This window comes from Ancylobacter amanitiformis, assembly GCF_030814815.1.
Taxonomy (GTDB): domain Bacteria; phylum Pseudomonadota; class Alphaproteobacteria; order Rhizobiales; family Xanthobacteraceae; genus Ancylobacter; species Ancylobacter amanitiformis.
Map to the genome: position 1 here is coordinate 153,488 of NZ_JAUSVR010000006.1, position 21,561 is coordinate 175,048.

19 protein-coding genes are annotated in these 21,561 nt (G+C 67.5%); 10 read left to right on the forward strand and 9 right to left on the reverse strand.

Annotated features, from left to right (window positions below):
- Positions 1 to 19 precede the first annotated feature (19 nt).
- From QOZ99_RS11365 to QOZ99_RS11395, 7 genes are all read right to left on the reverse strand, one after another.
- Positions 20 to 823: an ABC transporter permease gene (locus QOZ99_RS11365; protein WP_306890074.1), complete on the reverse strand. Its 804-nt coding sequence runs from the start codon at positions 821 to 823 to the stop codon at positions 20 to 22.
- A 237-nt stretch (positions 824 to 1,060) separates the two neighbouring features.
- Positions 1,061 to 2,047: an ABC transporter substrate-binding protein gene (locus tag QOZ99_RS11370; RefSeq protein WP_306890075.1), complete on the reverse strand. Its 987-nt coding sequence runs from the start codon at positions 2,045 to 2,047 to the stop codon at positions 1,061 to 1,063.
- A gap of 427 nt (positions 2,048 to 2,474) precedes the next feature.
- The gene (locus QOZ99_RS11375) at positions 2,475 to 2,936 is read right to left on the reverse strand and encodes a flavin reductase (protein ID WP_306890198.1); all 462 of its coding nucleotides are present in this window, start codon (positions 2,934 to 2,936) and stop codon (positions 2,475 to 2,477) included.
- A 187-nt stretch (positions 2,937 to 3,123) separates the two neighbouring features.
- Positions 3,124 to 4,437 (reverse strand): NtaA/DmoA family FMN-dependent monooxygenase, encoded by a 1,314-nt coding sequence (locus QOZ99_RS11380; RefSeq protein WP_306890076.1) that lies wholly within the window; start codon positions 4,435 to 4,437, stop codon positions 3,124 to 3,126.
- Positions 4,438 to 4,442: 5 nt separating this feature from the next.
- Positions 4,443 to 5,291 (reverse strand): ABC transporter ATP-binding protein, encoded by an 849-nt coding sequence (locus tag QOZ99_RS11385; RefSeq protein ID WP_306890077.1) that lies wholly within the window; start codon positions 5,289 to 5,291, stop codon positions 4,443 to 4,445.
- A complete protein-coding gene (locus QOZ99_RS11390; protein WP_306890078.1) occupies positions 5,292 to 6,110 on the reverse strand; it encodes an ABC transporter permease in 819 nt (272 codons plus the stop codon). It abuts the gene before it with no gap.
- 176 nt (positions 6,111 to 6,286) lie between these two features.
- Complete coding sequence (locus tag QOZ99_RS11395) at positions 6,287 to 7,369, reverse strand: putative urea ABC transporter substrate-binding protein (RefSeq protein WP_306890079.1); 1,083 nt, start codon at positions 7,367 to 7,369, stop codon at positions 6,287 to 6,289.
- 153 nt (positions 7,370 to 7,522) lie between these two features.
- Here QOZ99_RS11395 and QOZ99_RS11400 point away from each other — a divergent pair, with 153 nt between their 5' ends.
- From QOZ99_RS11400 to QOZ99_RS11410, 3 genes are all read left to right on the forward strand, one after another.
- A complete protein-coding gene (locus QOZ99_RS11400; RefSeq protein ID WP_306890080.1) occupies positions 7,523 to 8,236 on the forward strand; it encodes a TetR/AcrR family transcriptional regulator in 714 nt (237 codons plus the stop codon).
- A 159-nt stretch (positions 8,237 to 8,395) separates the two neighbouring features.
- The gene (locus QOZ99_RS11405; protein ID WP_183189085.1) at positions 8,396 to 8,854 is read left to right on the forward strand and encodes a (2Fe-2S)-binding protein; all 459 of its coding nucleotides are present in this window, start codon (positions 8,396 to 8,398) and stop codon (positions 8,852 to 8,854) included.
- Positions 8,855 to 8,859: 5 nt separating this feature from the next.
- Positions 8,860 to 11,082 (forward strand): xanthine dehydrogenase family protein molybdopterin-binding subunit, encoded by a 2,223-nt coding sequence (locus tag QOZ99_RS11410; protein WP_370876839.1) that lies wholly within the window; start codon positions 8,860 to 8,862, stop codon positions 11,080 to 11,082.
- Between the two features lie 74 nt (positions 11,083 to 11,156).
- On the opposite strand, the gene QOZ99_RS11415 is transcribed toward QOZ99_RS11410, so the two are convergent.
- The gene (locus tag QOZ99_RS11415) at positions 11,157 to 12,062 is read right to left on the reverse strand and encodes a LysR family transcriptional regulator (protein WP_306890081.1); all 906 of its coding nucleotides are present in this window, start codon (positions 12,060 to 12,062) and stop codon (positions 11,157 to 11,159) included.
- A 90-nt stretch (positions 12,063 to 12,152) separates the two neighbouring features.
- Here QOZ99_RS11415 and QOZ99_RS11420 point away from each other — a divergent pair, with 90 nt between their 5' ends.
- Positions 12,153 to 13,145: an NAD-dependent epimerase/dehydratase family protein gene (locus QOZ99_RS11420; protein ID WP_306890082.1), complete on the forward strand. Its 993-nt coding sequence runs from the start codon at positions 12,153 to 12,155 to the stop codon at positions 13,143 to 13,145.
- On the opposite strand, the gene QOZ99_RS11425 is transcribed toward QOZ99_RS11420, so the two are convergent.
- On the reverse strand, positions 13,120 to 14,046 hold the full coding sequence (locus tag QOZ99_RS11425; RefSeq protein WP_306890083.1) for a LysR family transcriptional regulator: 927 nt from the start codon (positions 14,044 to 14,046) through the stop codon (positions 13,120 to 13,122). The two genes, QOZ99_RS11420 and QOZ99_RS11425, sit on opposite strands and share 26 nt — an antisense overlap.
- Before the next feature lie 180 nt (positions 14,047 to 14,226).
- Here QOZ99_RS11425 and QOZ99_RS11430 point away from each other — a divergent pair, with 180 nt between their 5' ends.
- The 6 genes from QOZ99_RS11430 to QOZ99_RS11455 all read left to right on the forward strand — a co-directional run bounded on the left by QOZ99_RS11430 (position 14,227) and on the right by QOZ99_RS11455 (position 21,517).
- Positions 14,227 to 15,252, forward strand: coding sequence for a class 1 fructose-bisphosphatase (locus tag QOZ99_RS11430; RefSeq protein ID WP_306890084.1), 1,026 nt, complete (start codon positions 14,227 to 14,229; stop codon positions 15,250 to 15,252).
- A 14-nt stretch (positions 15,253 to 15,266) separates the two neighbouring features.
- Positions 15,267 to 16,142, forward strand: a complete 876-nt coding sequence (locus tag QOZ99_RS11435; RefSeq protein ID WP_306890085.1) for a phosphoribulokinase — start codon at positions 15,267 to 15,269, stop codon at positions 16,140 to 16,142.
- A gap of 98 nt (positions 16,143 to 16,240) precedes the next feature.
- Entirely contained in the window at positions 16,241 to 18,196 is a 1,956-nt protein-coding gene (tkt, locus tag QOZ99_RS11440; RefSeq protein ID WP_306890201.1) for a transketolase, read from the forward strand.
- Between the two features lie 11 nt (positions 18,197 to 18,207).
- Complete coding sequence (gene fba / locus QOZ99_RS11445; protein WP_306890086.1) at positions 18,208 to 19,293, forward strand: class II fructose-bisphosphate aldolase; 1,086 nt, start codon at positions 18,208 to 18,210, stop codon at positions 19,291 to 19,293.
- A 188-nt stretch (positions 19,294 to 19,481) separates the two neighbouring features.
- On the forward strand, positions 19,482 to 20,951 hold the full coding sequence (locus tag QOZ99_RS11450; RefSeq protein WP_306890087.1) for a form I ribulose bisphosphate carboxylase large subunit: 1,470 nt from the start codon (positions 19,482 to 19,484) through the stop codon (positions 20,949 to 20,951).
- A gap of 146 nt (positions 20,952 to 21,097) precedes the next feature.
- A complete protein-coding gene (locus QOZ99_RS11455) occupies positions 21,098 to 21,517 on the forward strand; it encodes a ribulose bisphosphate carboxylase small subunit (protein WP_306890088.1) in 420 nt (139 codons plus the stop codon).
- Positions 21,518 to 21,561 lie beyond the last annotated feature (44 nt).

Genomic DNA, 21,561 nt, shown 5'->3' on the forward strand with positions numbered 1-21,561 from the left:
CGGTCGCGGTTGAGGGGGATCAGTTCGCCCACGGCACCAGCCGCAGGCGCACCAGCCGGAACACGGTGTCGGTGAACAGGCCGAGCAGGCCGATCACCGCGATGGCGAGGAAGATGACATCCACCTGGAAGCCGCGCATCGCCTTCATCGAGATGTAGCCGAGGCCCGAGGACGCGGCGACCAGCTCCGCCACCACCAGGTAGGTCCAGGCCCAGCCCATGGTGATGCGCAGCGTGTCGACGATGCCCGGCAGCGCGGCGGGGGTCAGCACGTGCAGCAGCGCGTCGCGGCGCGAGGCGCCGAGCGTGTAGGAGGCGTTCAGCAGGTCCTTCGAGACGCCGCGCGACACGTCGGCGATCATCACCAGCTGCTGGAAGAAGGTGCCGAAGAAGATGACCATGATGCGCTGTTCGATGCCGATGCCGATCCACAGGATGAACAGCGGCACGAAGGAGGTTACCGGCAGGTAGCGGATGAAGTTGACCAGCGGTTCGAGGCCGGCCTGCACCACGCGGAACGTGCCCATGAGCAGGCCGAGCGGCACGGCGATGAGGGAGGAGATGAGGAAGCCGATCACCACCACCTGCAGGCTCGCCCAGATGTGCTGCTGCAGCGTGCCATCCTCGAACAGGCGGAAGAAGGCGCCGATCACCGCGCTGGGCGAGGGCAGGAAGATGTCCTTCATGAAGCCGCCATAGGTCGCCAGCGACCACAGGCCGATCACCACCAGCCAGGTGAGCGTGGAGACGGCATAGCGCAGGCCGGCCGGCACCTCGCTCTTGGGGGTGAGGCAGGCATCGATGAGGGAGCGCTTGCGGGCCATGAAGCCTCTCAGTTCAGTCTACGTGTTCAACTCGTCATTTCCTCTCCCCGCCGGGGAGAGGTGGCCCGCGAAGCGGGTCGGTGAGGGGCGACGCCATCGCGGAGCGGCGGAGCCCCTTGCCCCCGCCCCTCTCCCAGAAGCCGGATGCTTCCGGCTTCTGCCTTCCCGGTACCGAACGCGGCAACAGCCGGGTTTGGACAGGGAGAGGGGGAGAACACCCGTGGGGCGTCGCTGCGATCACTGGGTGAAGCTGGGATCGATGATCTCGGCATAGCCGATCGGCTTCTTGATCTTGCCGAGGTCGGTCCAGATCTCGTTGCCGAGGGTGATCACATCGGTCACCTTGCCCGGCTTTTCCGGGGTGCCGAGATATTCCACCGTCATGGCCTTGTCGTAGAACTTCACGCCCGAGGCGGCGTCGGCGAAGTCCTTGGGCTCCTTGAGATAGCCGCCCACGCCCTTGGCCATGATGGCATAGGCCTTGTCGGGGTTGGTCTTGATGTAGTCGACTGCCTTCTGCAGGCCGGCGACGAAGCCCTTCACGTCCGCCGGACGGTCTTTCAGAACCGAGCAGGAGATTTCCAGCACGTCGACGATGACGCCCGGCGTGGCGGCGCTGTCGGTGAGCACCTTGCCGACATTCTTGGTCTTCACCAGCGTGAGATTCGGCTCCCAGGTGACGGCGACCGGGACCTGGCCGGCGATGAAGGCGGCGGCGGCGGCGTCGGCGCTCATGTTGAGCACCTCGACATCCTTCAGCGGAATGCCTTCCTTCTTGAGCAGGTAGGAGAACCAGAACTGCGAGGTCGAGCCCTCGTTCAGCGCGACCGTCTTGCCCTTCAGATCCTTGAGCGAGTTGATCTCCTTGACCGAGACCATGCCGTCGCCGCCATGGCTCTCGTCGAACAGCGCCACCGCCTTGAAGCAGAAATTGTCCGAGCGATACTTCAGGATCTCGTCCAGCGTGGTGGCGGTGCCGTCCAGCTTGCCGGCGGCCTGCGCGGCCATGGCGAGGGCGGAATCATCGACCACCTGGAAATCGACGTCGACCCCGTTCTCCTTGAAGTAGCCGAGTTCCTTGGCGAGGTAGAGCGGGCCATAGCCGACCCACACCGTGTGGCCGATGGAGATCTTGCCCGCGAGCGCGGGCTGGGCGGCACCGGCGGCGAGGACGGCCCCGGCAAAGGCACCGGCGAGGCACCGGCGGAAGGTCTTCGTCAGCATTGTTCTCTCCTCTGGAACCGGCATCCGGCCGGCGTCGGCACATTCCGGGGATGGCGTGAAACCGGTGATGCAGTTGGGCGGTCGTCTGGTCGGCCGGGCTGGAAAGTGTCTATTCTTAGAACCGCGAAACAAGCCTGATGGCAGGTAGTTAGCTCCCCGGTTCCGGGAAGCCGCGCTGTTCGGCGGCGGGGAAACGCTAAGCCGGATTCAACAATCAGGCACGTCCATGTTTTGAGCAGGCCGCGCTTATTCGCTCGTCACTCGCCGACCCTCGCGCGGCTCCCGCCGAACCCGCGGCGAGAACCGATGAGCGAGGGACTCCAGCCGGTTGCCAGGCCCCCGGTCCCATGCCGCACCGGCCGGGTCCGCGCCGGAATGCTTCGAAAACGGGCGCCATGGTCGGCGCGCCGCAGCGCCTGCGCGGCTGTCACGCCTCGCCCCCGCTTCCCACCGCGTGATAGCGGCGGCCGAAATAGATGAGGCCGTCCTGCGCGCCGTCGGATGCCAGATTGACCACTTCGCAGAACAGCACGTCATGCGTGCCCACCTCGACCGCGCGCGTGATGCGGCAGTCGAAGGCCGCCGGCGCGCCGACCAGCATGGGCGCGCCGGTCGCCGCGCGGCGCCAGTGCCCGGCCTTGAAGCGCTCGGCCGGCGGCGTGCCGCCGCCGAACAGCCGCGACAATTCCTCGTGCTCGGGTGCCAGCGTGTTGACGCAGAGCACGCCATTGGCGTGGAAGGTGGCGGCGGCGGACGAGCCCTTGTTGAGGCACACCAGCAGGGTCGGCGGCGTATCCGTCACCGAGCACACCGCCGAGGCGGTGAAGCCGTGGCGCCCGCCCGGCCCGTCGGTGGTGACGATATTGACCGCCGCGCCGAGCCGCGCCATGGCGTCGCGATAATCCTGCCGCGTCACCGGTGAAAACGGCCCGGCGCCCGGCGGCGTGCCGGCCAGCTTCAGCCGGCTGGCAGGGTGCGGGTGCGGATCGCACGTCGCCATGGGCATGCTCCATGTTGAACCGGGAAAAGGCGCCGGGGTTGGACCGGCGAGAGGGGGAGAGGCAGGGCGGCGCGGCTCAGAATTCGCGCAGATTGTCCCGCAGCAGCTGGTGCTTGTATTCGCGGCGCACGAGGCCGCGCTGCTGCAGCTCCGGCACCAGCCCGTCGCAGATCTCCGCGATGTAGCGACGCGAGACGCGCAGCACCGGCGTGGTGATGAGGAAGCCGTCGCCGCCCACCTCGTCCATCGCCGCGCCCATCTGCTCGGCCACCTGCGCCGGCGTGCCGATCAGATCCATCGAGGAGACGAGGCCGCCGCCGCCCGCCGCCGCCAGCTGGCGCAGCGTCTTGCCCGAGCCCCATTGCTGGAACTTGTCGAGCGTGCCGGATTCGCCATTGGTGACGAGCTTTTCGGGAAGCGGCTTGTCGAGGTCGTACTGGGCGAAGTCGATTTCGGTGATGGCGGAAATGGAGATCAGCACGTCGGTGACGAAACTGTCCGACATGGTGACATTGTCATAGCGGGCACGGGCCTCGCTTTCCGTCTCGCCCAGGCTCGGGCAGATGCAGAAGAACACCTTGATATCGTCCGGGTCGCGGCCGAGTCTCTCGGCGCGGGCGCGGATATCGGCGCGGAACGCCTTCATGCCCTCCACGCCATTGGCCACCGAGACGATGGCGTCGGCATGCCGGGCGGCGAAGTCGCGCCCGCGCGGGGAGGCGCCGGCCTGCAGATACACGGGACGGCGCTGCGGCGAGGGCACGGTGTTGAGCGGCCCGCGCACCTGATAATAGGTGCCCTTGTGGTCGATCGTGTGGACCTTGGACCCATCGGCATAGATGCCGTTCTTGCGGTCGAGCACCACCGCGTCGGGCTCCCACGAATCGAACAGCTTGCCGACCACCTCCATATATTCCTCGGCCATGGCGTAGCGGTCCTCGCGCGGGGGCAGCTTGTCCATGCCGAAATTCTTCGCCATCAGGTCCTCGGCGGAGGTGACGACATTCCAGCCGAAGCGGCCCTTGGTCAGGCTGTCGATGGTCGAGGACAGCCGCGCCAGCATGAAGGGCGGGTAGGCCATGGTCGACAGCGTGGCGACCACGCCCAGGTGCCGGGTCGCCATGCCCATGGCCACCGCCAGCGGCGCGGGATCGGCCTTCGGCACCATCATGGCATGCTTGAGCGAGAGGTCGCGCGAGCCGCCATAGGTCTCCGGCACCATGAGCTTGTCCTCGATCATGATGAGATCGAAGCAGGCCCGCTCCAGCGACTGCGCCATTTCCACATAGAACTGCCCGTCCCACGGATTGCCGCCCTGGCCGAACGGCTCGCGCCATTCGTCGGGCGTGAAGTTCATGAACCAGGCGAGGTGGAAGCGCTTGTCGGCCATTGCGATCAGTCCTTCACGAGCGCCCGGACGGGCGAGATGCCGCCGGGCAAGGAATTCTGGGTGGAATCGGCGGAGACGAGGGTGAGGCGGAGCTTTTCGCGCTCGGCCTCGAAGCGGCGACTGTCGCGCACGCTGCGGAACTTGGCCTCGAAGTCGGAGGCGATGGTGGCGCCGAAACGCTCGGGTGCCTGCGGGTCGTTGCGTGGGCGATCCACGGCGATGACGCGGGTGCCGAGCAGGAACGCTTCCGAGAGGTCATGCGTGACCATGACGATGGTCATCGCATTCTCCTCCCACAATTCGCGCACCAGCTGGTGCATCGACTTGCGGGTGCCGGGGTCCAGCGCGCCGAACGGCTCGTCGAGCAGCAGCACTTTCGGCTTCATGATGAGTGCCTGCGCCAAGGCGAGCCGCTGCTGCATGCCGCCGGAGAGCTGGGCGGGGTACTTCCGCGCGGAATCGGCGAGGCCCACGCGCTCCAGCAGCGCCATGGCGCGGGATTCGAGTTCGCGCCGGCGCGCGCCGAAGAAGCGGCCGAGAATGGGCGCGCCGGCCCATTGCGGGCCCAGCATCACGTTGCCCAGAACGGTGCGGTGCGGGAACACCGAATAGCGCTGGAACACCACGCCGCGATCGGCGGTGGGCTCCGAGGCGATCGGCTCGCCGTCGATCAGGATCCTTCCGCGCGAGGGCTGTTCCTGAGAGAGCAGCAGGCGCAGCAGCGTGGTCTTGCCCACGCCCGAGGGACCGATGATGACGAGGAATTCGTGGTCGTCGAGCGCGAGATTGACGCGCTCCAGCACCACGCGGTCCTCATATTCCTTCCACACATTGTCGAGGATGATCGTGGTCATTCAGGCCGCCTTGATCCGGTCCCAGGGATAGGCGGCGGCTGCGAGCCTGCGCAGGCCCCAGTCCATGAGGAAGGCGAGCAGCGTGATCCAGGCGACATAGGGCAGGATCACGTCCATCGCGAGATAGCGCCGCACCAGGAAGATGCGGTAGCCGAGCCCGCCCTCGGCGGTGATCGCCTCGGCGGCGATGACGAACAGCCACGCCGCGCCAAGCGAGAGGCGCACGGAATCGATGAGGCGCGGCATCACCTGCGGCAGCACCACGCCGGATATCATCTGCCACGTGTTGGCGCCGAGCGTCTGCGCCTTGATGATCTGCTCGGCGGGGATCGAGGCGACGCGCAGCATCACGTCGCGGATGATGAAGGGCGCGATGCCGAACACGATCAGCACGATCTTCGAGACTTCGCCGAGGCCGAACAGGATGAACAGGATCGGCAGCACGGCGAGCGGGGGAATGAGCGAGAAGGCGGCGAAGAACGGCTCGAACGTCGCGCGCAGATAGGGGATGAAGCCGACCAGGATGCCCAGCACCAGCCCGGCCAGCGCCGAGATGCCGAGCCCGAGGAACAGCCGCTGCAGGCTGAGCCAGGTGTCCCACCAGAACAGGTACTGATTTGTGGCCTTGTCGATCGTCGTGGCGAGGCGCGTCAGCGTCGCCCAGAAGGTGGCGAAGGCGGGCATCAGCTTGTCGTTCGGCTCGATCGCGAGCCGCGCATTCGAGGCGATCAGGTAGATCGCCAGCACCGCCACGAAGGGCAGGGCGGCGAGGATCACCCGGACGCCGACGCGAGGCGCATAATTGATGATGCGGCGCATGGTGCGGCCTTTACTTCCCTCTCCCCGTCGGGGAGAGGTGGCCCGCGAAGCGGGTCGGTGAGGGGGCAACTTGGCTGCGGAGCGGGAGAAGGCCCCTCACCCCACCCCTCTCCCCCTCGGGGAGAGGGAGCTGCGCCCGGCTGTTTGGCTCGCCCTGTTGGCTCCCTTGAGGCAGCTCAAAGCTTGCCGTCGGCGGCCTGCTTGGCGAAGCTGGCATTGATGCGGAACTTGATGTTGGCCTTGTCGCCCAGCACCGTGCCATCGGCCACTTCGATGCCGATCGTATCGACGCTGGTGGCGCCTTGCCCGAACAGGCCCTGCTGGAAGCAGAAGGTGCGGATGCTGTTCCAGATCTTCGCGTTCTCGGGCGAGGTCAGGAAGGCATGCGCTTCAGCCGGGGTGTAGAAGAAATGGGTGGTGTCGAGCTGGCTCTGCAGGCCGCCGGTGTCCGTGCCCATGGCGCTGGTCATCACCGCGCGCATCTCCTCGGCCTTGGCGCCGCCCTCCTTGAGGATGGCGAGCGCCTCGTACCAGGCGCCGGTCACGGCCCGCGCGAAGTCGGGATTGTCCTTGAGCACATCGGCCTTGCCGATGAACACGTCCATGATCTCGCCGGGGATCTGCGAACTGTCGAACAGCTTGGTCGTGCCCTTGACCTTGAGCATGTCCTCGGTGAGCGGCTTCCACGACACGGCGTGCTTCATGTCGGGCTGCGAGACGAAGGCGGCGGAGACCTCGCTGTCCGAGATGTTCACCGTCTTGACCGAGGCCGGATCGACGCCGTCCTTCTCCAGCGCGCGGTTCAGCAGATAGTGCGAGACGGAATATTGCAGCAGGTAGACGTCCTGGCCGGCAAAGTCCTTCACGCTCTTCGCGGTCTTCGACAGCACGATGTCGTTGCCGTTCGAATAGTCGGTGATGAGGAAGACCGAGGTATCGACGCCGCCGGCGGCCGGCATGGTGAGCCCATCCATGGAGGCGACGCCGACAGCGTCGATCTCGCCGGCGATGAACTGGTTGACCGAGCCGACATAGTCGTTGGCCTGGATGATCTCGACATCGATGCCGTATTTGTCCGCCCACTTCTTCATGATGCCGGACTGTTTCAGATAGGCGAACGGCATGAAGCCGATATAGACCGTGTAGGCGAGCTTGAAATTCTTCTTGGGGGCGGCCTGGGCCGAACCCGGCAGGCCTCCGGCGAGAGCCGCGGCGGTGAGGCCGGCGAACAGGGCGGCGGCCCTGAGGATGCGCTTCATGGGACGGGCTCCTGGTCGCGGAACGAAGATGTCGCGCTGCGGGCGGGACCAGGCTATTAAACGGGGACTTAATATCTGCTGCAAGCCTAACAAATGAGCACGCATAGCACATAGGCAAGGCAAAAAATCCGTACTCTTACGGAGGGAACGAGCATGACCGCCATATCGGCCACAAGGTCGGCTGCGACGCCGGCCCCCGCGATGGCCACGACGGCCGACGCCAAGCCCGCGCGCAAGCGCCTGCAGCCGGCGGAGCGCCGCGCGATCATTCTGCAGACGGCGCTCAAGCTGTTCGCGCAGCAGCATTATTCGATCGTCACGGTGCGCGACATCGCGCAGGCGTGCGGCATCAATGTCGGGCTGCTCTACCACTATTTCGACAACAAGGACGACCTCGTGCGCCGCGCGCTCGGCCATGCGATCGAGCAGCTCGTGGTGAGCTACGAGGCGCGCCGGGCCGCCGGACTGGAGCCGCTGGCGGAGATCCTCGCCTGGCTCGACACCCATATCGAACTGGCCGCCACGCTGGAGCAGATGGTCAAGCTGATGGCGGATTACGCGAATTCCAACATCCGCGACGAGGAAATCGACGGGCTGATCGCCGGGTTCTATGACGGTGAGAAAAGGGTGCTGGAAGGCGCGCTGCGACGGGGGATCGAGGCCGGGCGGTTCGGTCCGCTCGACGTGCCGCGCGTCGCCCGACGCATTGGCCTCATGCTCGACGGCATCTTCTACGCCTCCGCCAGCCGGCGGGACGATCGCATCGAGGACGATATTCGCGACCTCGCCGATCTGGTGGGCGGCATGCTCGGCGTGGGGGATGGCGCGGTGGCAGGGCATCGGGCGGAGCGGCGAAAAGAGCCGTAACCACACGGATATAGCTCACGGACTGGTGATTAGATGATATCTGTCATGATAGCCTAGCCTCTGCGACGGAGCGCTAGGAAAAGGCCGCCCTCCCCGCACCGGGAAGCGAGGGGCGGCCGCATTTGCTGCGCCTCCTCATCCCCGAGGAGAGGGCTTCTCATGAAATTCACACTCAACGGAACCGAGCGGACGATCGACGCCGACGGCAACATGCCGCTCTTGTGGGCGATCCGCGACGTTGTCGGTCTCACCGGCACCAAGTTCGGCTGCGGCGCGGCGCTGTGCGGCGCCTGCACGGTGCATCTGGACGGAGCGCCGGTACGCTCGTGCCAGACGTTCCTGTCCGACGTCGAGGGCAAGCACGTCACCACCATCGAAGGCGTCGCCGGCACCGGTAAGGTGGGCGAGGCCGTGGTCGCGGCGTGGCGCAAGCTCGATGTGGTGCAGTGCGGCTACTGCCAGTCCGGCCAGATCATGTCGGCGGTCGGCCTGCTCAGCGAGAACCGCAAGCCGACCGACGACGACATCGACGCCGCGATGGACGGCAATGTGTGCCGCTGCGCCACCTATCAGCGCATCCGCGCCGCCATCCACGAAGCTGCCTCCAACCTCGCGTGAGCGCCATGCACAACATCCAGCCGGCCGACTATGCACGGATGCTTGAGCGCCTCGCTCCCGCATCCGCCACGCTCGACGCCCCTTCGCGCCGCGGATTCCTGAAAGCCGCGGCGGCGATTTCCGGCGCGCTGGTCATCGGGGTTCACCTCGGCCCCTCCGAGAGCCTCGCCGCCGCGATGGCCGACGGGCCGATGCCCAATGCCTTCGTGCGCATCGCCCCCGACAGCACCGTCACGGTGCTGATCAAGCATCTCGACATGGGCCAGGGCACCACCACGGGCCTAACCACCATCGTCGCCGAGGAACTCGACGCCGACTGGAGCCAGATGCGCGCGGCCTTCGCGCCGGCCGACGCGCAGCTCTACAACAACCTGCTATTCGGCCCGATCCAGGGCACGGGCGGCTCGACCTCCATCGCCAATAGCTGGGAACAACTGCGCAAGGCCGGCGCCGCCGCGCGCCACATGCTGGTCGCCGCCGCCGCCGAGCAGTGGAAAGTGCCGGCGGACAGCATCACCATCGCCAAGGGCGTGCTGACCAGCGGCAGCCACAGCGCCCCGTTCGGCGACTTCGCGCTGGCCGCCGCCCGGCAGCCGGTGCCTAAGGACGTGACGCTGAAGGACCCGAAGGACTTCCGGCTGATCGGCACCCGCCTGCCGCGGCTCGATTCCGCCGACAAGACCGACGGCAAGGCGGTCTATGCGCTCGACATCCGCCGCCCGGGCATGCTCACCGCCGTCATCCGCCGTCCCGACCGCTTCGGTGCCAAGGTGAAGGGCTTCGACGCGAGCGCGGCGAAGCAGGTGCCGGGCGTGGTCGATGTCGTCGCGGTGCCGAACGGCATCGCGGTGCTGGCGCAGAACACCTGGGCGGCGATCCAGGGCCGCGATGCGTTGACCGCCATCGAATGGGACGAGAGCGGCGCGGAGATGCGCGGCACGTCCGAGCTGATGGACGAATACCGCAAGCTCGCCGCCGCGCCCGGCGGCAAGCCCGCCGCCCGCCGGGGCGACGCGGCCAAGGGGATGGCTGGCGCGGCCAAGGTGATCGAGGCCGAGTTCGCGTTTCCCTATCTCGCCCACGCGCCGATGGAACCGCTGAACTGCGTGATCGAGAAGACTGCGGACGGCGTCACCATCTTCACCGGCTCGCAGTTCCAGACCATCGAGCAGGCGGTGACGGCCGGCATCCTGGGGCTGAAGCCCGAGCAGGTGAAAATCGAGACGCTGTGGGCCGGCGGCTCGTTCGGCCGGCGGGCCAATATCCCCGCCGACTATGTCGCCGAGGCCGCCACCATCCTCAAGGCCATTGACGGCAAGGCGCCGGTCCATCTCGTCTGGACCCGCGAGGACGACATCAAGGGCGGCTATTACCGCCCCATGTTCTACCACACGGTGCGGGCCGGCCTGACCGCGGACGGCAAGATCGCCGGCTGGCAGCAGCAGATCGTCGGCCAGTCCTTCATCGTCGGCACGCCGTTCGAATCCTTCCTCGTCAAGGAAGGCGTGGACGGCACCTCGGTGGAGGGGGCGGCGGACACCAATTACGCCATCCCCGACTTCGCCGTGGACCTGCACACCACCAAGGTGGGCGTGCCCACGCTCTGGTGGCGTTCGGTCGGCCACACCCACACAGCCCAGGTGGTGGAGGTGATGATCGACGAACTGGCCCACGCCGCCGGACGCGACCCGGTAGCGCTGCGCTTCGAACTGCTGAAGGACAAGCCGCGCCATTCCGCCGTGCTGAAGCTGCTGGCGGAAAAGGCCAATTGGGGGCCGAAGGCGGGGCCCGGCAAGGGGCGCGGCCTCGCTCTGCATGAGAGCTTCAACACCGTGGTCGGCAGCGTAATCGACGTCTCGGTGGTCGATGGCAAGATCAAGGTCGACAAGGTGGTCTGCGCCGTGGACTGCGGCATCGCCATCAACCCGGACGTCATCGCCGCGCAGATCGAGGGCGGCGTCGGCTTCGGGCTCGGGGCGGCGCTGCACGACGAGATCACGATGGACAAGGGCGTGGTGGAGCAGGCGAATTTCGACAGCTACATCCCGCTGCGCATGTCGGAAATGCCTGTTGTGGAGGTGCATGTCGTCCCCTCCGCCAATGCCCCGACCGGCATCGGCGAGCCCGGCGTGCCGGGCGTCGCGCCTGCGCTCTCCAACGCCATTTTCGATGCCACCGGCCAGCGGCTGCGCTCGCTGCCGTTCAAGCTGGAAGACTTCAAGGCGTAAGGTTCACCGGACCGGAGAGCCGGCATCGATAAGGAAAAGGCCGGCGCGAGCCGGCCTTTTTCATGGCGCGGCTTTCATGGCGCGGCGGACGGGCGGCCCGCCACCGTTCGCAGCCCCTCGACCAGCGCGTCGAACACTGCGCGGCAGCGCGCGCTCGCCTTGAGATCCTCGTGCATGACGATCCACACCGGCAGATCCAGCGCGAAGACGTCCGCCAGCACCGGCACGAGATCGGGGTCGCGCCGCGCGATGGCCTGTTGGCAGATGCCGATGCCGAAGCCGGCGCGGATCGCCGCGAGCTGGGCGAGGTCGCTGTCGGTGCGCAGCGCGTAGCCGCCGCGCGCCAGCATGGGAAAAAGCTGCAGCGCGGCGCGGATGGCCGGCGTCTCCCGGTCGAAGCCGATCAGGTCATGGCCGGTGAGATCCGCAAGGCTTGCCGGCATGCCCTTGCGCGCGAGATAGCGGCGGTGGGCATGCAGGCCGATCCGCAGGGGCGGCAGGCGTTGCGCCAGAAGCGCGTCCTGCGCCGGCGCGACCATGCGCACGGCAATGTCGGCGGCGCGTTCCAGCACATTCTCGACCGTGTTGGAAAGCACCAGCTCGATCACCAGCCCGGGGTGGCGCGCGCGCAGGCTGGCGAGGATTGGCGGCAGGTGCTCGGCGCCCACCACCTCCGAGGCGGTGAGCCGCACCGTGCCGCGCACCTCGCCCGCCCGCGCCGAGGCCGTGCGCAGCAGTGCCGCCGATGTGGCGGCCAGCGCGCGCGCATAGGGGCGCAGCTCCAGCGCCGCCTCGGTCGGGGCGAGGCCGCGTTGCGTGCGCAGGAAAAGCGGCGCGCCGATCGCCGCCTCCAGCGTATCGAGATGGCGCGCCAATGTCGGCTGGGTCAGGCCAAGCCGCCGCGCCGCGCCGGAGAGCGATCCCTCCTCCAGCACGGCGAGGAAGCTGCGATAGAGGTCCCAGCTCGGCTCGATGTTCATCGATTTATGTATAGTAGATCCAGAATTTTGCGCAATTTCGTGGAGTGCCTGACCGCGTCATCCTCCCCCATCGACGTGAGGGAGGTTTCCATGAGAACGGCATTGGTGGTCGGCGCGGCGGGCGGCATTGGTGGCGAGGTGACGCTCGCCCTGGCGCGGCGCGGCTGGCGGGTGCGGGCCCTGACGCGCAGCGGCGCGGCGCACGGCGAGGGCATCGAGCCGGTGCGCGGCGATGCGCTGAATGCCGCCGATATGCGCCGCGCCGCCGAGGGCGCCGAACTCATTGTCCATGCCGTCAATCCGCCCGGCTATCGCCACTGGAACCGGCTGGTGCTGCCCATGCTGGACAATTCGCTGGCGGCCGCCCGCGCGCGCGGCGCGCGCGTGCTGTTGCCCGGCACGGTCTATAATTACGGGCCGGAGACCTTTAGCTCCGGGCCGGAGGGCTTCCCGCTCATCGGCGAGGAGGCACCGCAGCGCCCGCGCACCGCCAAGGGAGCGATCCGGGCGGAGATGGAGCGGCGGCTGGCCGCGGCGGTGGCGGCGGGCGACATCACCGCGCTCGTCGTGCGGGCGGGTGATTATTTCGGCCCGCGCGCGGGCAATAACTGGTTCGGGCAGGCGCTGGTGAAAGCGGGCAGCCGGCCCCGCGTCCTCACCTATCCCGGCCGGCCGGGCGTCGGCCATCAATGGGCCTATCTGCCGGATGTCGGCGAGACCATGGCGCGCCTCGCCGAGCGCGGGGACCTGCCGGCCTTCGCCCGCTTCCACATGGACGGCCAGTGGGATGAGGATGGCACGGCGATGATCGGCGCCATCCGCCATGCGCTCGGCGAGCCGCGACTGCCGGTGAAGAAACTGCCCTGGACGCTGATGCGCCTCGTCTCCCCCATGGTGCCGCTGTTCCGCGAACTGAGCGAGATGGCCTATCTCTGGCGCGCGCCGGTGCGGCTCGACAATGCCCGCCTTGTCGCCACGCTGGGGGAGGAGCCGCGCACGCCGCTCAACGAGGCGGTGCGGGCGACGCTCATCGGGCTCGGCTGCCTCGCCGCTGACCCTACCGTGGCGGCGGCACGGGGCTGAGGGTCGGCAGGAATTCCGGCCCGCGACGGGCGAGGAACTCGACCAGCGCCGCCGCCGGCGGGGTGAGGCGCTTGGCCGAGCGCTTGACCACGAACCATTGGCGGATCTCCGGCAGCCCCTCCACGTCGAGCGTGGCGAGGCGCCCGTCGGTGACCTCGGCGGCAATGGTGTGGGCGGAGATGAAGGCAAGGCCGAGCCCCGCCATGACCGCCTGCTTGATCGTCTCGTTGGAACCGATTTCCATCACGATGCGCGGCTCGATGCCCGATTCCTGAAAGAACCGCTCCATCAGCCCGCGCGTGCCCGAGCCCGGCTCGCGCGAGAGGAAGTTCGCGCTGGCCAGCGCTGCGGGCTTCACGCGCCGGCCGAGCAGGGGATGGTCCGCCGGGGCGATGATGAGGTGGGGATGCGGGCCGATCAGGCTCTTGTCGACCTCGATGTCGAGCGGCGGCCGTCCCATGATGGCAAGGTCCACGCCATCGCCGCGCAGCGCCGCGATCATCTCCTCGCGATTGCCCACGACCAGCGCGATGTCGATACCCGGATGCAGCCGCGCGAAGGCGCCGAGCGCATTAGGCACGAAATACTTCGCCGTCGACACAAGCCCGACCGAGACATGGCCGGATTTCAGCCCCTTCATCGCATCCAGCGCCGCGCCGCAATCGGCCAGCGCGTGCTCGATGCGCAGCACCGCGGCGATCACCTCGCGCCCGGCCGCGCTTGGCTGGAAGCGTTCGCCCGCGCGGTCGAGCAGCGGCAGGCCCAGATGCTCTTCCAGCTGCTGAATCTGCATCGTCACGGCGGGGGGCGTGACGTTGAGGCGCTTGGCCGCGGCGGTGACGGTGCCGGTATCGACGACCGCTGCGAGGGCGCGCAACTGCTTGAGCGTGGCATTACGCATCTGGCATTACATTTCAATAAAATTGAAGGCAACGCAAAGAATATTCGAATTTCCTTACGCCCACAAGTCGGGCAGTGTGTCATCAACAAGAGGCGTCCGCCGCTTCGGGTTCCCCGCTCGAAGGCTCACGGAAACGACACGCCACAGGGCACAAGCCCTCGCCATAACTGGGGAAACGCCATGATACGCCCGACGTTGAGCGATCACCTCGCACGGTGGTCGCAGACCGATCCCTTGCGTCGCGACATTGCCGCGAGCGTCAACGCGCTCGCCGATGCCGGCCTGAAGATTTCCGAACTGCTGGCGGCCGGTCCGCTGGCCGGCGCGCTGGCCACGGTGCGCGGCTATCACGAGGACGGCGACAGCCAGAAGGAGCTGGACGTCATCGCCGACACGCTGCTCCGCGATGCCCTGCGCGCGGCGCCGGTCGCGCTGTACGGCTCGGAGGAGGCGGAGACGGCTGAACTGCTCGATCCCGCCGGCACGCTGGCGGTGGCAGTCGATCCGCTCGACGGCTCGTCCAATATCGATGCCAATCTCACCGTCGGCACCATCTTCTCGATCCTGCCCCATACCGGGCCCGACGCGCTGCTGCAGCCGGGCGCCCGCCAGCTCGCGGCCGGCTTCCTGGTCTACGGGCCGCAGACCTCGCTGGTGCTCACCGTTGGCGAGGGCACGCAGATCTTCGTCCGCGACCCGGCCTCCGGCGCTTTCCTGCTGGCGGAAGCGAAGGTGAGCGTGAAGCCCGAGACGGCGGAATACGCCATTAACGGCTCCAACGAGCGGCACTGGGATTTCGCGGTGCGCTGCTATGTCGAGGATTGCCGTGCCGGCACTGACGGTCCGCGCGCCAAGGATTTCAACACGCGCTGGGTCGCCTCCATGGTGGCCGACGTGTACCGCATCCTGATGCGCGGCGGCGTCTATCTCTATCCCGGCGACGCGCGGCAGGGCTATTCGCACGGCCGGCTGCGGCTGGTCTACGAGGCCAACCCCGTCGCCTTCCTCATGCAGCAGGCGCAGGGCGCGGCGACCGATGGCGTGACGTCCATTCTCGATCTGCAGCCGACCCATCTGCACCAGCGTGTGCCGCTGGTGTTCGGCTCGCGCGCCGAGGTCGAGCGCATCGGCCGCTACCACCACGATTCCAGCGCCATGCCCGAGCGTTCGCCGCTATTCGGCCGCCGCGGCCTGCTGCGCGCCTGAGGGGAGAGGAAGCGATGTCGATCCATCACCCCATCATTTCCGTCACCGGTTCCTCGGGCGCGGGCACCACCTCGGTCCGCCGCATTTTCGAGCAGATCTTCCGCCGCGAGAACGTGACCGCCGCCTATATCGAGGGCGACGCCTTCCATCGCTACGACCGCGCCGGCATGCGCGAGAGGATGGCGGAGGAAGCAGGGCGTGGAAACCACCATTACAGCCATTTCGGCCCCGATTCGAACCTGTTCGAGGAACTGGAGGAAACCTTCCGCTCCTATTCCCGTACCGGCTCGGGCAAGACCCGCCACTATGTGCACGACGCCAAGGAGGCGGAGGAATTCGGCGGCCCGCCGGGTACCTTCACCGACTGGGAAGCGATCCCGACCCCGACCGACCTGTTGTTCTACGAGGGGCTGCATGGGGCGGTCATCAGCGGCAATGTCGATGTCGCGCGCTATGCCGACCTGAAGATCGGCGTCGTGCCGGTGATCAATCTCGAATGGATCCAGAAGATCCATCGCGACCGCTCGCATCGCGGCTATTCCACGGAGGCGGTGACCGACACCATCCTGCGGCGCATGCCCGATTACGTGAACTATATCTGCCCGCAATTCACCCATACCGATATCAACTTCCAGCGCGTGCCGACGGTCGATACCTCGAACCCGTTCATCGCGCGCTGGATCCCGACGGCCGACGAATCCATCGTCGTCATCCGCTTCAAGAGCCCGCGCGGCATCGATTTTCCCTACCTGCTCTCGATGATCCAGGGCTCGTGGATGAGCCGCGCCAACTCCATCGTCATTCCGGGCGGCAAGCTCGACATCGCGATGCAGCTGATCCTGACGCCGATGATCCTCAACCTCGTCGAAAAGAAGCGGCGCGCCGCGTGAGCCGGGAGACCACCATGCTCAACCGACCCAACGACCAGGCCTTTGGCGACCCGGCTGTCAGCGAGCCGGCCCGCGATATCGCGGCGGCCCCTGTCGACATGGCCAATGCCCTGCGCGCTCTCGCCATGGACGCGGTGGAACGCGCGAAGTCCGGCCATCCCGGCATGCCGATGGGCATGGCCGATGCCGCCACCGCGCTGTTCACCCGCTTCATGAAGGTCGATCCCTCGCGCCCCAACTGGGCCGACCGCGACCGCTTCATCCTCTCGGCCGGGCACGGCTCGATGCTGCTCTACGCGATCCACCATCTCATCGGCTATGCCGACATGGGGATCGACGAGATCAAGCGCTTCCGCCAGCTCGGCGCGGTGACCGCCGGCCATCCCGAATATGGCCACACGTTCGGCGTGGAAACCACCACCGGCCCGCTCGGCCAGGGGCTGACCACGGCGGTGGGCATGGCGCTCGCCGAGCGCATGATGAACGCGCGCTTCGGCGACGACCTTGTCGACCACCACACCTATGTCATCGCCGGCGATGGCTGCCTGATGGAGGGCATCAGCCACGAAGCCATCGACCTCGCCGGACATCTGAAGCTGGGCAAGCTCATCGTGTTGTGGGACGATAACGGCATCTCCATTGACGGGCGCACCACGCTTTCCACCTCGACCGACCAGCTCGCCCGCTTCCGCGCGAGCGGCTGGGATGTCGTCTCGGTCGACGGCCATGCCTGTGACGCGGTGGTCGACGCCATTGACGAGGCACGCCGCTCGGATCGGCCGAGCCTGATCGCCTGCCGCACCACGATCGGCTTCGGCGCACCGACCAAGGCCGGCACCGAGGGCGCGCACGGCGCCCCGCTGGGTGCGGCTGAAATCGAGGGCGCCCGCGCCCGGCTCGGCTGGAGCCATCCGCCGTTCGAGATTCCCGAGAGCGTGCGCACGGCCTGGCGGGCCGTGGCGACACGGGGGCGCGCGGCCCGCGAGGACTGGGAGAAGCGGCTCGCCGCCTCTGGCCGGCGCGCGGAGTTCGACGCCCGCATCGAGGGCGAACTGCCGGCCGATTTCGACGAGAAGCTCAGCGCCTACAAGCGCGAACTATCGCAAGCCCGGCCGAATGTCGCCAGCCGCAAGGCCTCGGAAATGGCGCTCGGCATCATCAACGCCGCCACCGACCTCACGCTGGGCGGTTCGGCCGACCTGACCCACTCGAACCTCACCCTCACCAAGGGGCTCGGCTCGGTGGCACCGGGCGACTATGCCGGCCGCTATGTGCATTACGGCATCCGCGAACACGCGATGAGCGCCGTCATGAACGGGCTCGCGCTGCATGGCGGCTTCATCCCGTATGGCGGCACCTTCCTGGTGTTCTCCGATTATGCGCGGGGCGGCATCCGTCTCTCGGCGCTGATGGGCCAGCGCGTGGTCTATGTGTTCACCCATGATTCCATCGGGCTCGGCGAGGACGGGCCGACGCACCAGCCGGTGGAGCACCTCGCCATGCTGCGGGCGACGCCGAACTTGCACGTGTTCCGCCCGGCCGACGCGGTGGAGACGCTGGAAGCCTGGCAACTGGCGCTGCATGCGGAAGGAACGCCCTCGGTGCTGGCGCTCTCGCGGCAGAACCTGCCGACGTTCCGCACCGAGCACCGGGAAGAGAACCTCACCGGCTACGGCGCCTATGTCGCCCGCAAGCCCAAGCGCCGGCGCGACGTGACGCTGCTGGCCACGGGATCGGAAGTGGAGATCGCCTTCAAGGCGGCGGACATGCTGGCGCTGCGCGATGTCGATGCGGCCGTGGTTTCCATGCCGTGCTGGGAACTGTTCGAGACGCAGAGCGCGGACTACCGCCGGCAGGTGCTCGGCACCGCCCCGCGCGTCGCCGTCGAGGCCGCCGCGCGGCTCGGCTGGGACCGCTGGATCGGCGAACGCGGCCGCTTCGTCGGGATGAACGGCTTCGGCGCCTCGGCGCCGGCCAGCGACCTTTACGAGCATTTCGGCATCACGCCCCGCGGGGTGGTGGAGGCCGTCTGCGACATCCTGACCTGCGCCTGAGGAGAAACCCAATGGCCCGCATCACCCTTCGCCAGCTTCTCGACCACGCGGCCGAGCATGGCTACGGCGTGCCCGCCTTCAACATCAACAACATGGAGCAGGGCCTCGCCATTCTCGAGGCGGCTTCCGCGGTCGACGCGCCGGTCATCATGCAGGCAAGCCGCGGCGCGCGCTCCTATGCCGGCGACATCATGCTCTCGCGCATGATCGAGGCGCTCACCGAAATGTACCCCGCGATCCCGATCTGCATGCATCAGGACCACGGAAACAACGAGGCGACCTGCCTCTCCGCCATCCAGCACGGCTTCACCTCCGTCATGATGGACGGCTCGCTCAAGGCGGACGCCAGGACACCGGCGGATTACGACTACAACGTCGCCATTACCCGCCGCGTGGTCGATGCCGCGCACTGGGTGGGCGCCTCGGTCGAGGGCGAGCTTGGCGTGCTCGGCTCGCTGGAAAGCGGCGCCGGCGAACCGGAGGACGGGCACGGCGCGGAAGGCGCGCTGAGCCACGACCAGTTGCTCACCGATCCGGCCCAGGCGGTCGATTTCGTCGCCGCTACCCGGGTCGACGCGCTCGCCATCGCCATGGGCACCTCGCATGGCGCCTATAAATTCTCCCGCAAGCCGGATGGTGACATCCTCGCCATGCATGTGATCGAGGAGATCCATAGCCGGCTTCCTAACGTGCATCTGGTCATGCACGGCTCCTCCTCGGTGCCGCAGGCGCTGCAGGACCTGTTCAATGCCTCGGGTGGCGAGATGCCCCAGACCTGGGGCGTGCCGGTGGAGGAGATCGTGCGCGGCATCCGCCACGGGGTGCGCAAGGTCAATATCGACACCGATTGCCGGCTCGCCATGACCGCGCAGTTCCGCAGGGTCGCCACCGGATCGGTGTCCGAGTTCGACCCGCGCAAGTTCCTGAAGCCCGCCATGGACGCGATGCGCGACCTCTGCCGCGAGCGCTTCGAGCAGTTCGGCACGGCGGGGCAGGCCTCCAAGATCACGCCCTTGCCGCTGGCGGCGATGGCCAAGCGCTATGCCTCGGGCGCGCTTGATCCGGTGATCGGCGGCGCCCGCGTCGCGGCGGAGTGACGTCCACGCGAGGCTTCCCCTCACGCGGCCCCGCGGGCCGCCTCTCCCCGCCGGGGAGACGTGAGGGCGCCTCCAACTCCCTCTCCCCGTGGGGGAGAGGCATGGGGCGAGGGACAACCGTTCCCGCTTCACGACAGAAATCAGCGGCGCGGGCCCGTAAGCCAGCCCATTACAATGGAGCGAGAGCGATGAACGCCATCGACAAGACCACCGCCACCGAGCCACCGCGCAGCCGCTACAGCGCCGGCGTGATGGAATACCGCAAGATGGGCTACTGGGAGCCCGATTACGAGCCGAAGGACACCGACGTCATCGCCCTGTTCCGCGTCACCCCGCAGGACGGCGTCGACCCGATCGAGGCCTCGGCGGCGGTGGCCGGCGAAAGCTCGACCGCGACCTGGACGGTGGTGTGGACCGACCGCCTCACCGCGCACGACAAGTACCGCGCCAAGTGCTACCGGGTCGATCCGGTGCCGAACGCGCCGGGCCAGTGGTTTGCCTATATCGCCTATGATCTCGACCTGTTCGAGAATGGCTCGATCGCCAACCTCTCCGCCTCGATCATCGGCAACGTGTTCGGCTTCAAGCCGCTCAAGGCGCTGCGCCTCGAGGACATGCGCCTGCCGGTCGCCTATGTGAAGACCTTCGACGGCCCGGCCACCGGCATCGTGGTGGAGCGCGAGCGGCTCGACAAGTTCGGCCGGCCGCTGCTCGGCGCCACCGTCAAGCCCAAGCTCGGCCTGTCCGGCCGCAATTATGGCCGCGTGGTCTATGAGGCGCTGAAGGGCGGGCTCGACTTCACCAAGGATGACGAGAACATCAACTCGCAGCCCTTCATGCACTGGCGCGACCGCTTCCTCTACTGCATGGAGGCCGTGAACAAGGCGCAGGCGCAGACCGGCGAGATCAAGGGCACCTATCTCAACGTGACCGCCGCCACCATGGAGGACATGTACGAGCGCGCCGAGTTCGCCAAGAGCCTCGGCTCCAGCATCGTCATGATCGACCTGATCATCGGCTACACCGCGATCCAGTCCATGTCGAAATGGGCGCGCCGCAACGACATGATCCTGCATCTGCACCGCGCCGGCCACTCGACCTACACGCGGCAGAAGAACCATGGCGTGTCGTTCCGCGTCATCACCAAGTGGATGCGCCTCGCCGGTGTCGACCATATCCATGCCGGCACGGTGGTCGGCAAGCTGGAGGGCGACCCCCACACGACCAAGGGCTATTACGACCTGTGCCGCGAGGATTTCGTGCCGCAGAACCTCGCGCACGGCATCTTCTTCGACCAGAACTGGGCCTCCACCCGCAAGCTGATGCCGGTGGCCTCCGGTGGCATCCATGCCGGCCAGATGCACCAGCTCATCGACCTGCTCGGCGAGGATGTGGTGCTGCAGTTCGGGGGCGGCACGATCGGCCATCCCATGGGCATCCAGGCCGGCGCGCAGGCCAATCGCGTGGCGCTGGAATGCATGATCCTCGCCCGCAACGAAGGCCGCGACATCGTGCACGAGGGGCCGGAAATCCTGCAGCAGGCCGCGCGCCACTGCCTGCCGCTGAAGCAGGCGCTGGAGACGTGGAAGGACGTGACCTTCAACTACACCTCCACCGACACGCCCGACTTCGTGCCGCAGGCCACCGCCGCGGAATGATCTGAAGGCTGAACCAACCAAGGGCGTCATCCCGGACACGCCGGCGGCGTGATCCGGGATCGCAAGCCGACGAGGGGCGCCCTCCTTCTGGACCCGATCCCGGCTCGGCCTTCGGCCGTCCGGGATGACGAGAGAGAGACACCACCATGCGCCTTACCCAGGGAGCCTTTTCCTTCCTGCCGGACCTCACGGACCCGCAGATCACCCGCCAGGTGCAGTACTGCATCGACAATGGCTGGGCGGTGAATATCGAGTTCACCGACGATCCCCACCCGCGCAACACTTATTGGGAACTGTGGGGCCAGCCCATGTTCGACGTGCGCGACGCCGCCGGCGTCATGTTCGAGCTGAACGCGTGCCGCAAGGCGCATAAGGGCCAGCATTACATCCGGGTGAGCGCCTTCGATTCCACCCATACCTGGGAATCGCTGCGCCTCTCCTTCATCACCGATCGCCCTGCGGACGAGCCCGGCTTCACGTTGGAGCGGCAGGAGGTCGAGGGCCGCTCGATCCGCTACACCACCCGCGCCTATTCGGCGAACCGCCCGGAGGGCGCGCGCTACTAGGCTGACACGTCACGCGTTTTCGTGACGCGGGAGGGTTCCCGCTG

Excerpts from the sequence above, each read along its gene's own strand:
- QOZ99_RS11415 (WP_306890081.1), bottom strand. The coding sequence starts at position 12,062 with ATGAACATCGAGCCGAGCTGGGACCTCTATCGCAGCTTCCTCGCCGTG.
- QOZ99_RS11400 (WP_306890080.1), top strand. The coding sequence starts at position 7,523 with ATGACCGCCATATCGGCCACAAGGTCGGCTGCGACGCCGGCCCCCGCG.
- QOZ99_RS11430 (WP_306890084.1), top strand. The coding sequence starts at position 14,227 with ATGATACGCCCGACGTTGAGCGATCACCTCGCACGGTGGTCGCAGACC.
- QOZ99_RS11370 (WP_306890075.1), bottom strand. The coding sequence starts at position 2,047 with ATGCTGACGAAGACCTTCCGCCGGTGCCTCGCCGGTGCCTTTGCCGGG.
- QOZ99_RS11390 (WP_306890078.1), bottom strand. The coding sequence starts at position 6,110 with ATGCGCCGCATCATCAATTATGCGCCTCGCGTCGGCGTCCGGGTGATC.
- QOZ99_RS11365 (WP_306890074.1), bottom strand. The coding sequence starts at position 823 with ATGGCCCGCAAGCGCTCCCTCATCGATGCCTGCCTCACCCCCAAGAGC.
- QOZ99_RS11395 (WP_306890079.1), bottom strand. The coding sequence starts at position 7,369 with ATGAAGCGCATCCTCAGGGCCGCCGCCCTGTTCGCCGGCCTCACCGCC.
- QOZ99_RS11450 (WP_306890087.1), top strand. The coding sequence starts at position 19,482 with ATGAACGCCATCGACAAGACCACCGCCACCGAGCCACCGCGCAGCCGC.
- fba (WP_306890086.1), top strand. The coding sequence starts at position 18,208 with ATGGCCCGCATCACCCTTCGCCAGCTTCTCGACCACGCGGCCGAGCAT.
- QOZ99_RS11405 (WP_183189085.1), top strand. The coding sequence starts at position 8,396 with ATGAAATTCACACTCAACGGAACCGAGCGGACGATCGACGCCGACGGC.
- QOZ99_RS11375 (WP_306890198.1), bottom strand. The coding sequence starts at position 2,936 with ATGGCGCGGCTCGGCGCGGCGGTCAATATCGTCACCACCGACGGGCCG.
- QOZ99_RS11410 (WP_370876839.1), top strand. The coding sequence starts at position 8,860 with ATGCACAACATCCAGCCGGCCGACTATGCACGGATGCTTGAGCGCCTC.
- QOZ99_RS11380 (WP_306890076.1), bottom strand. The coding sequence starts at position 4,437 with ATGGCCGACAAGCGCTTCCACCTCGCCTGGTTCATGAACTTCACGCCC.
- QOZ99_RS11420 (WP_306890082.1), top strand. The coding sequence starts at position 12,153 with ATGAGAACGGCATTGGTGGTCGGCGCGGCGGGCGGCATTGGTGGCGAG.
- QOZ99_RS11455 (WP_306890088.1), top strand. The coding sequence starts at position 21,098 with ATGCGCCTTACCCAGGGAGCCTTTTCCTTCCTGCCGGACCTCACGGAC.
- QOZ99_RS11385 (WP_306890077.1), bottom strand. The coding sequence starts at position 5,291 with ATGACCACGATCATCCTCGACAATGTGTGGAAGGAATATGAGGACCGC.
- QOZ99_RS11425 (WP_306890083.1), bottom strand. The coding sequence starts at position 14,046 with ATGCGTAATGCCACGCTCAAGCAGTTGCGCGCCCTCGCAGCGGTCGTC.
- QOZ99_RS11435 (WP_306890085.1), top strand. The coding sequence starts at position 15,267 with ATGTCGATCCATCACCCCATCATTTCCGTCACCGGTTCCTCGGGCGCG.
- tkt (WP_306890201.1), top strand. The coding sequence starts at position 16,241 with ATGGCCAATGCCCTGCGCGCTCTCGCCATGGACGCGGTGGAACGCGCG.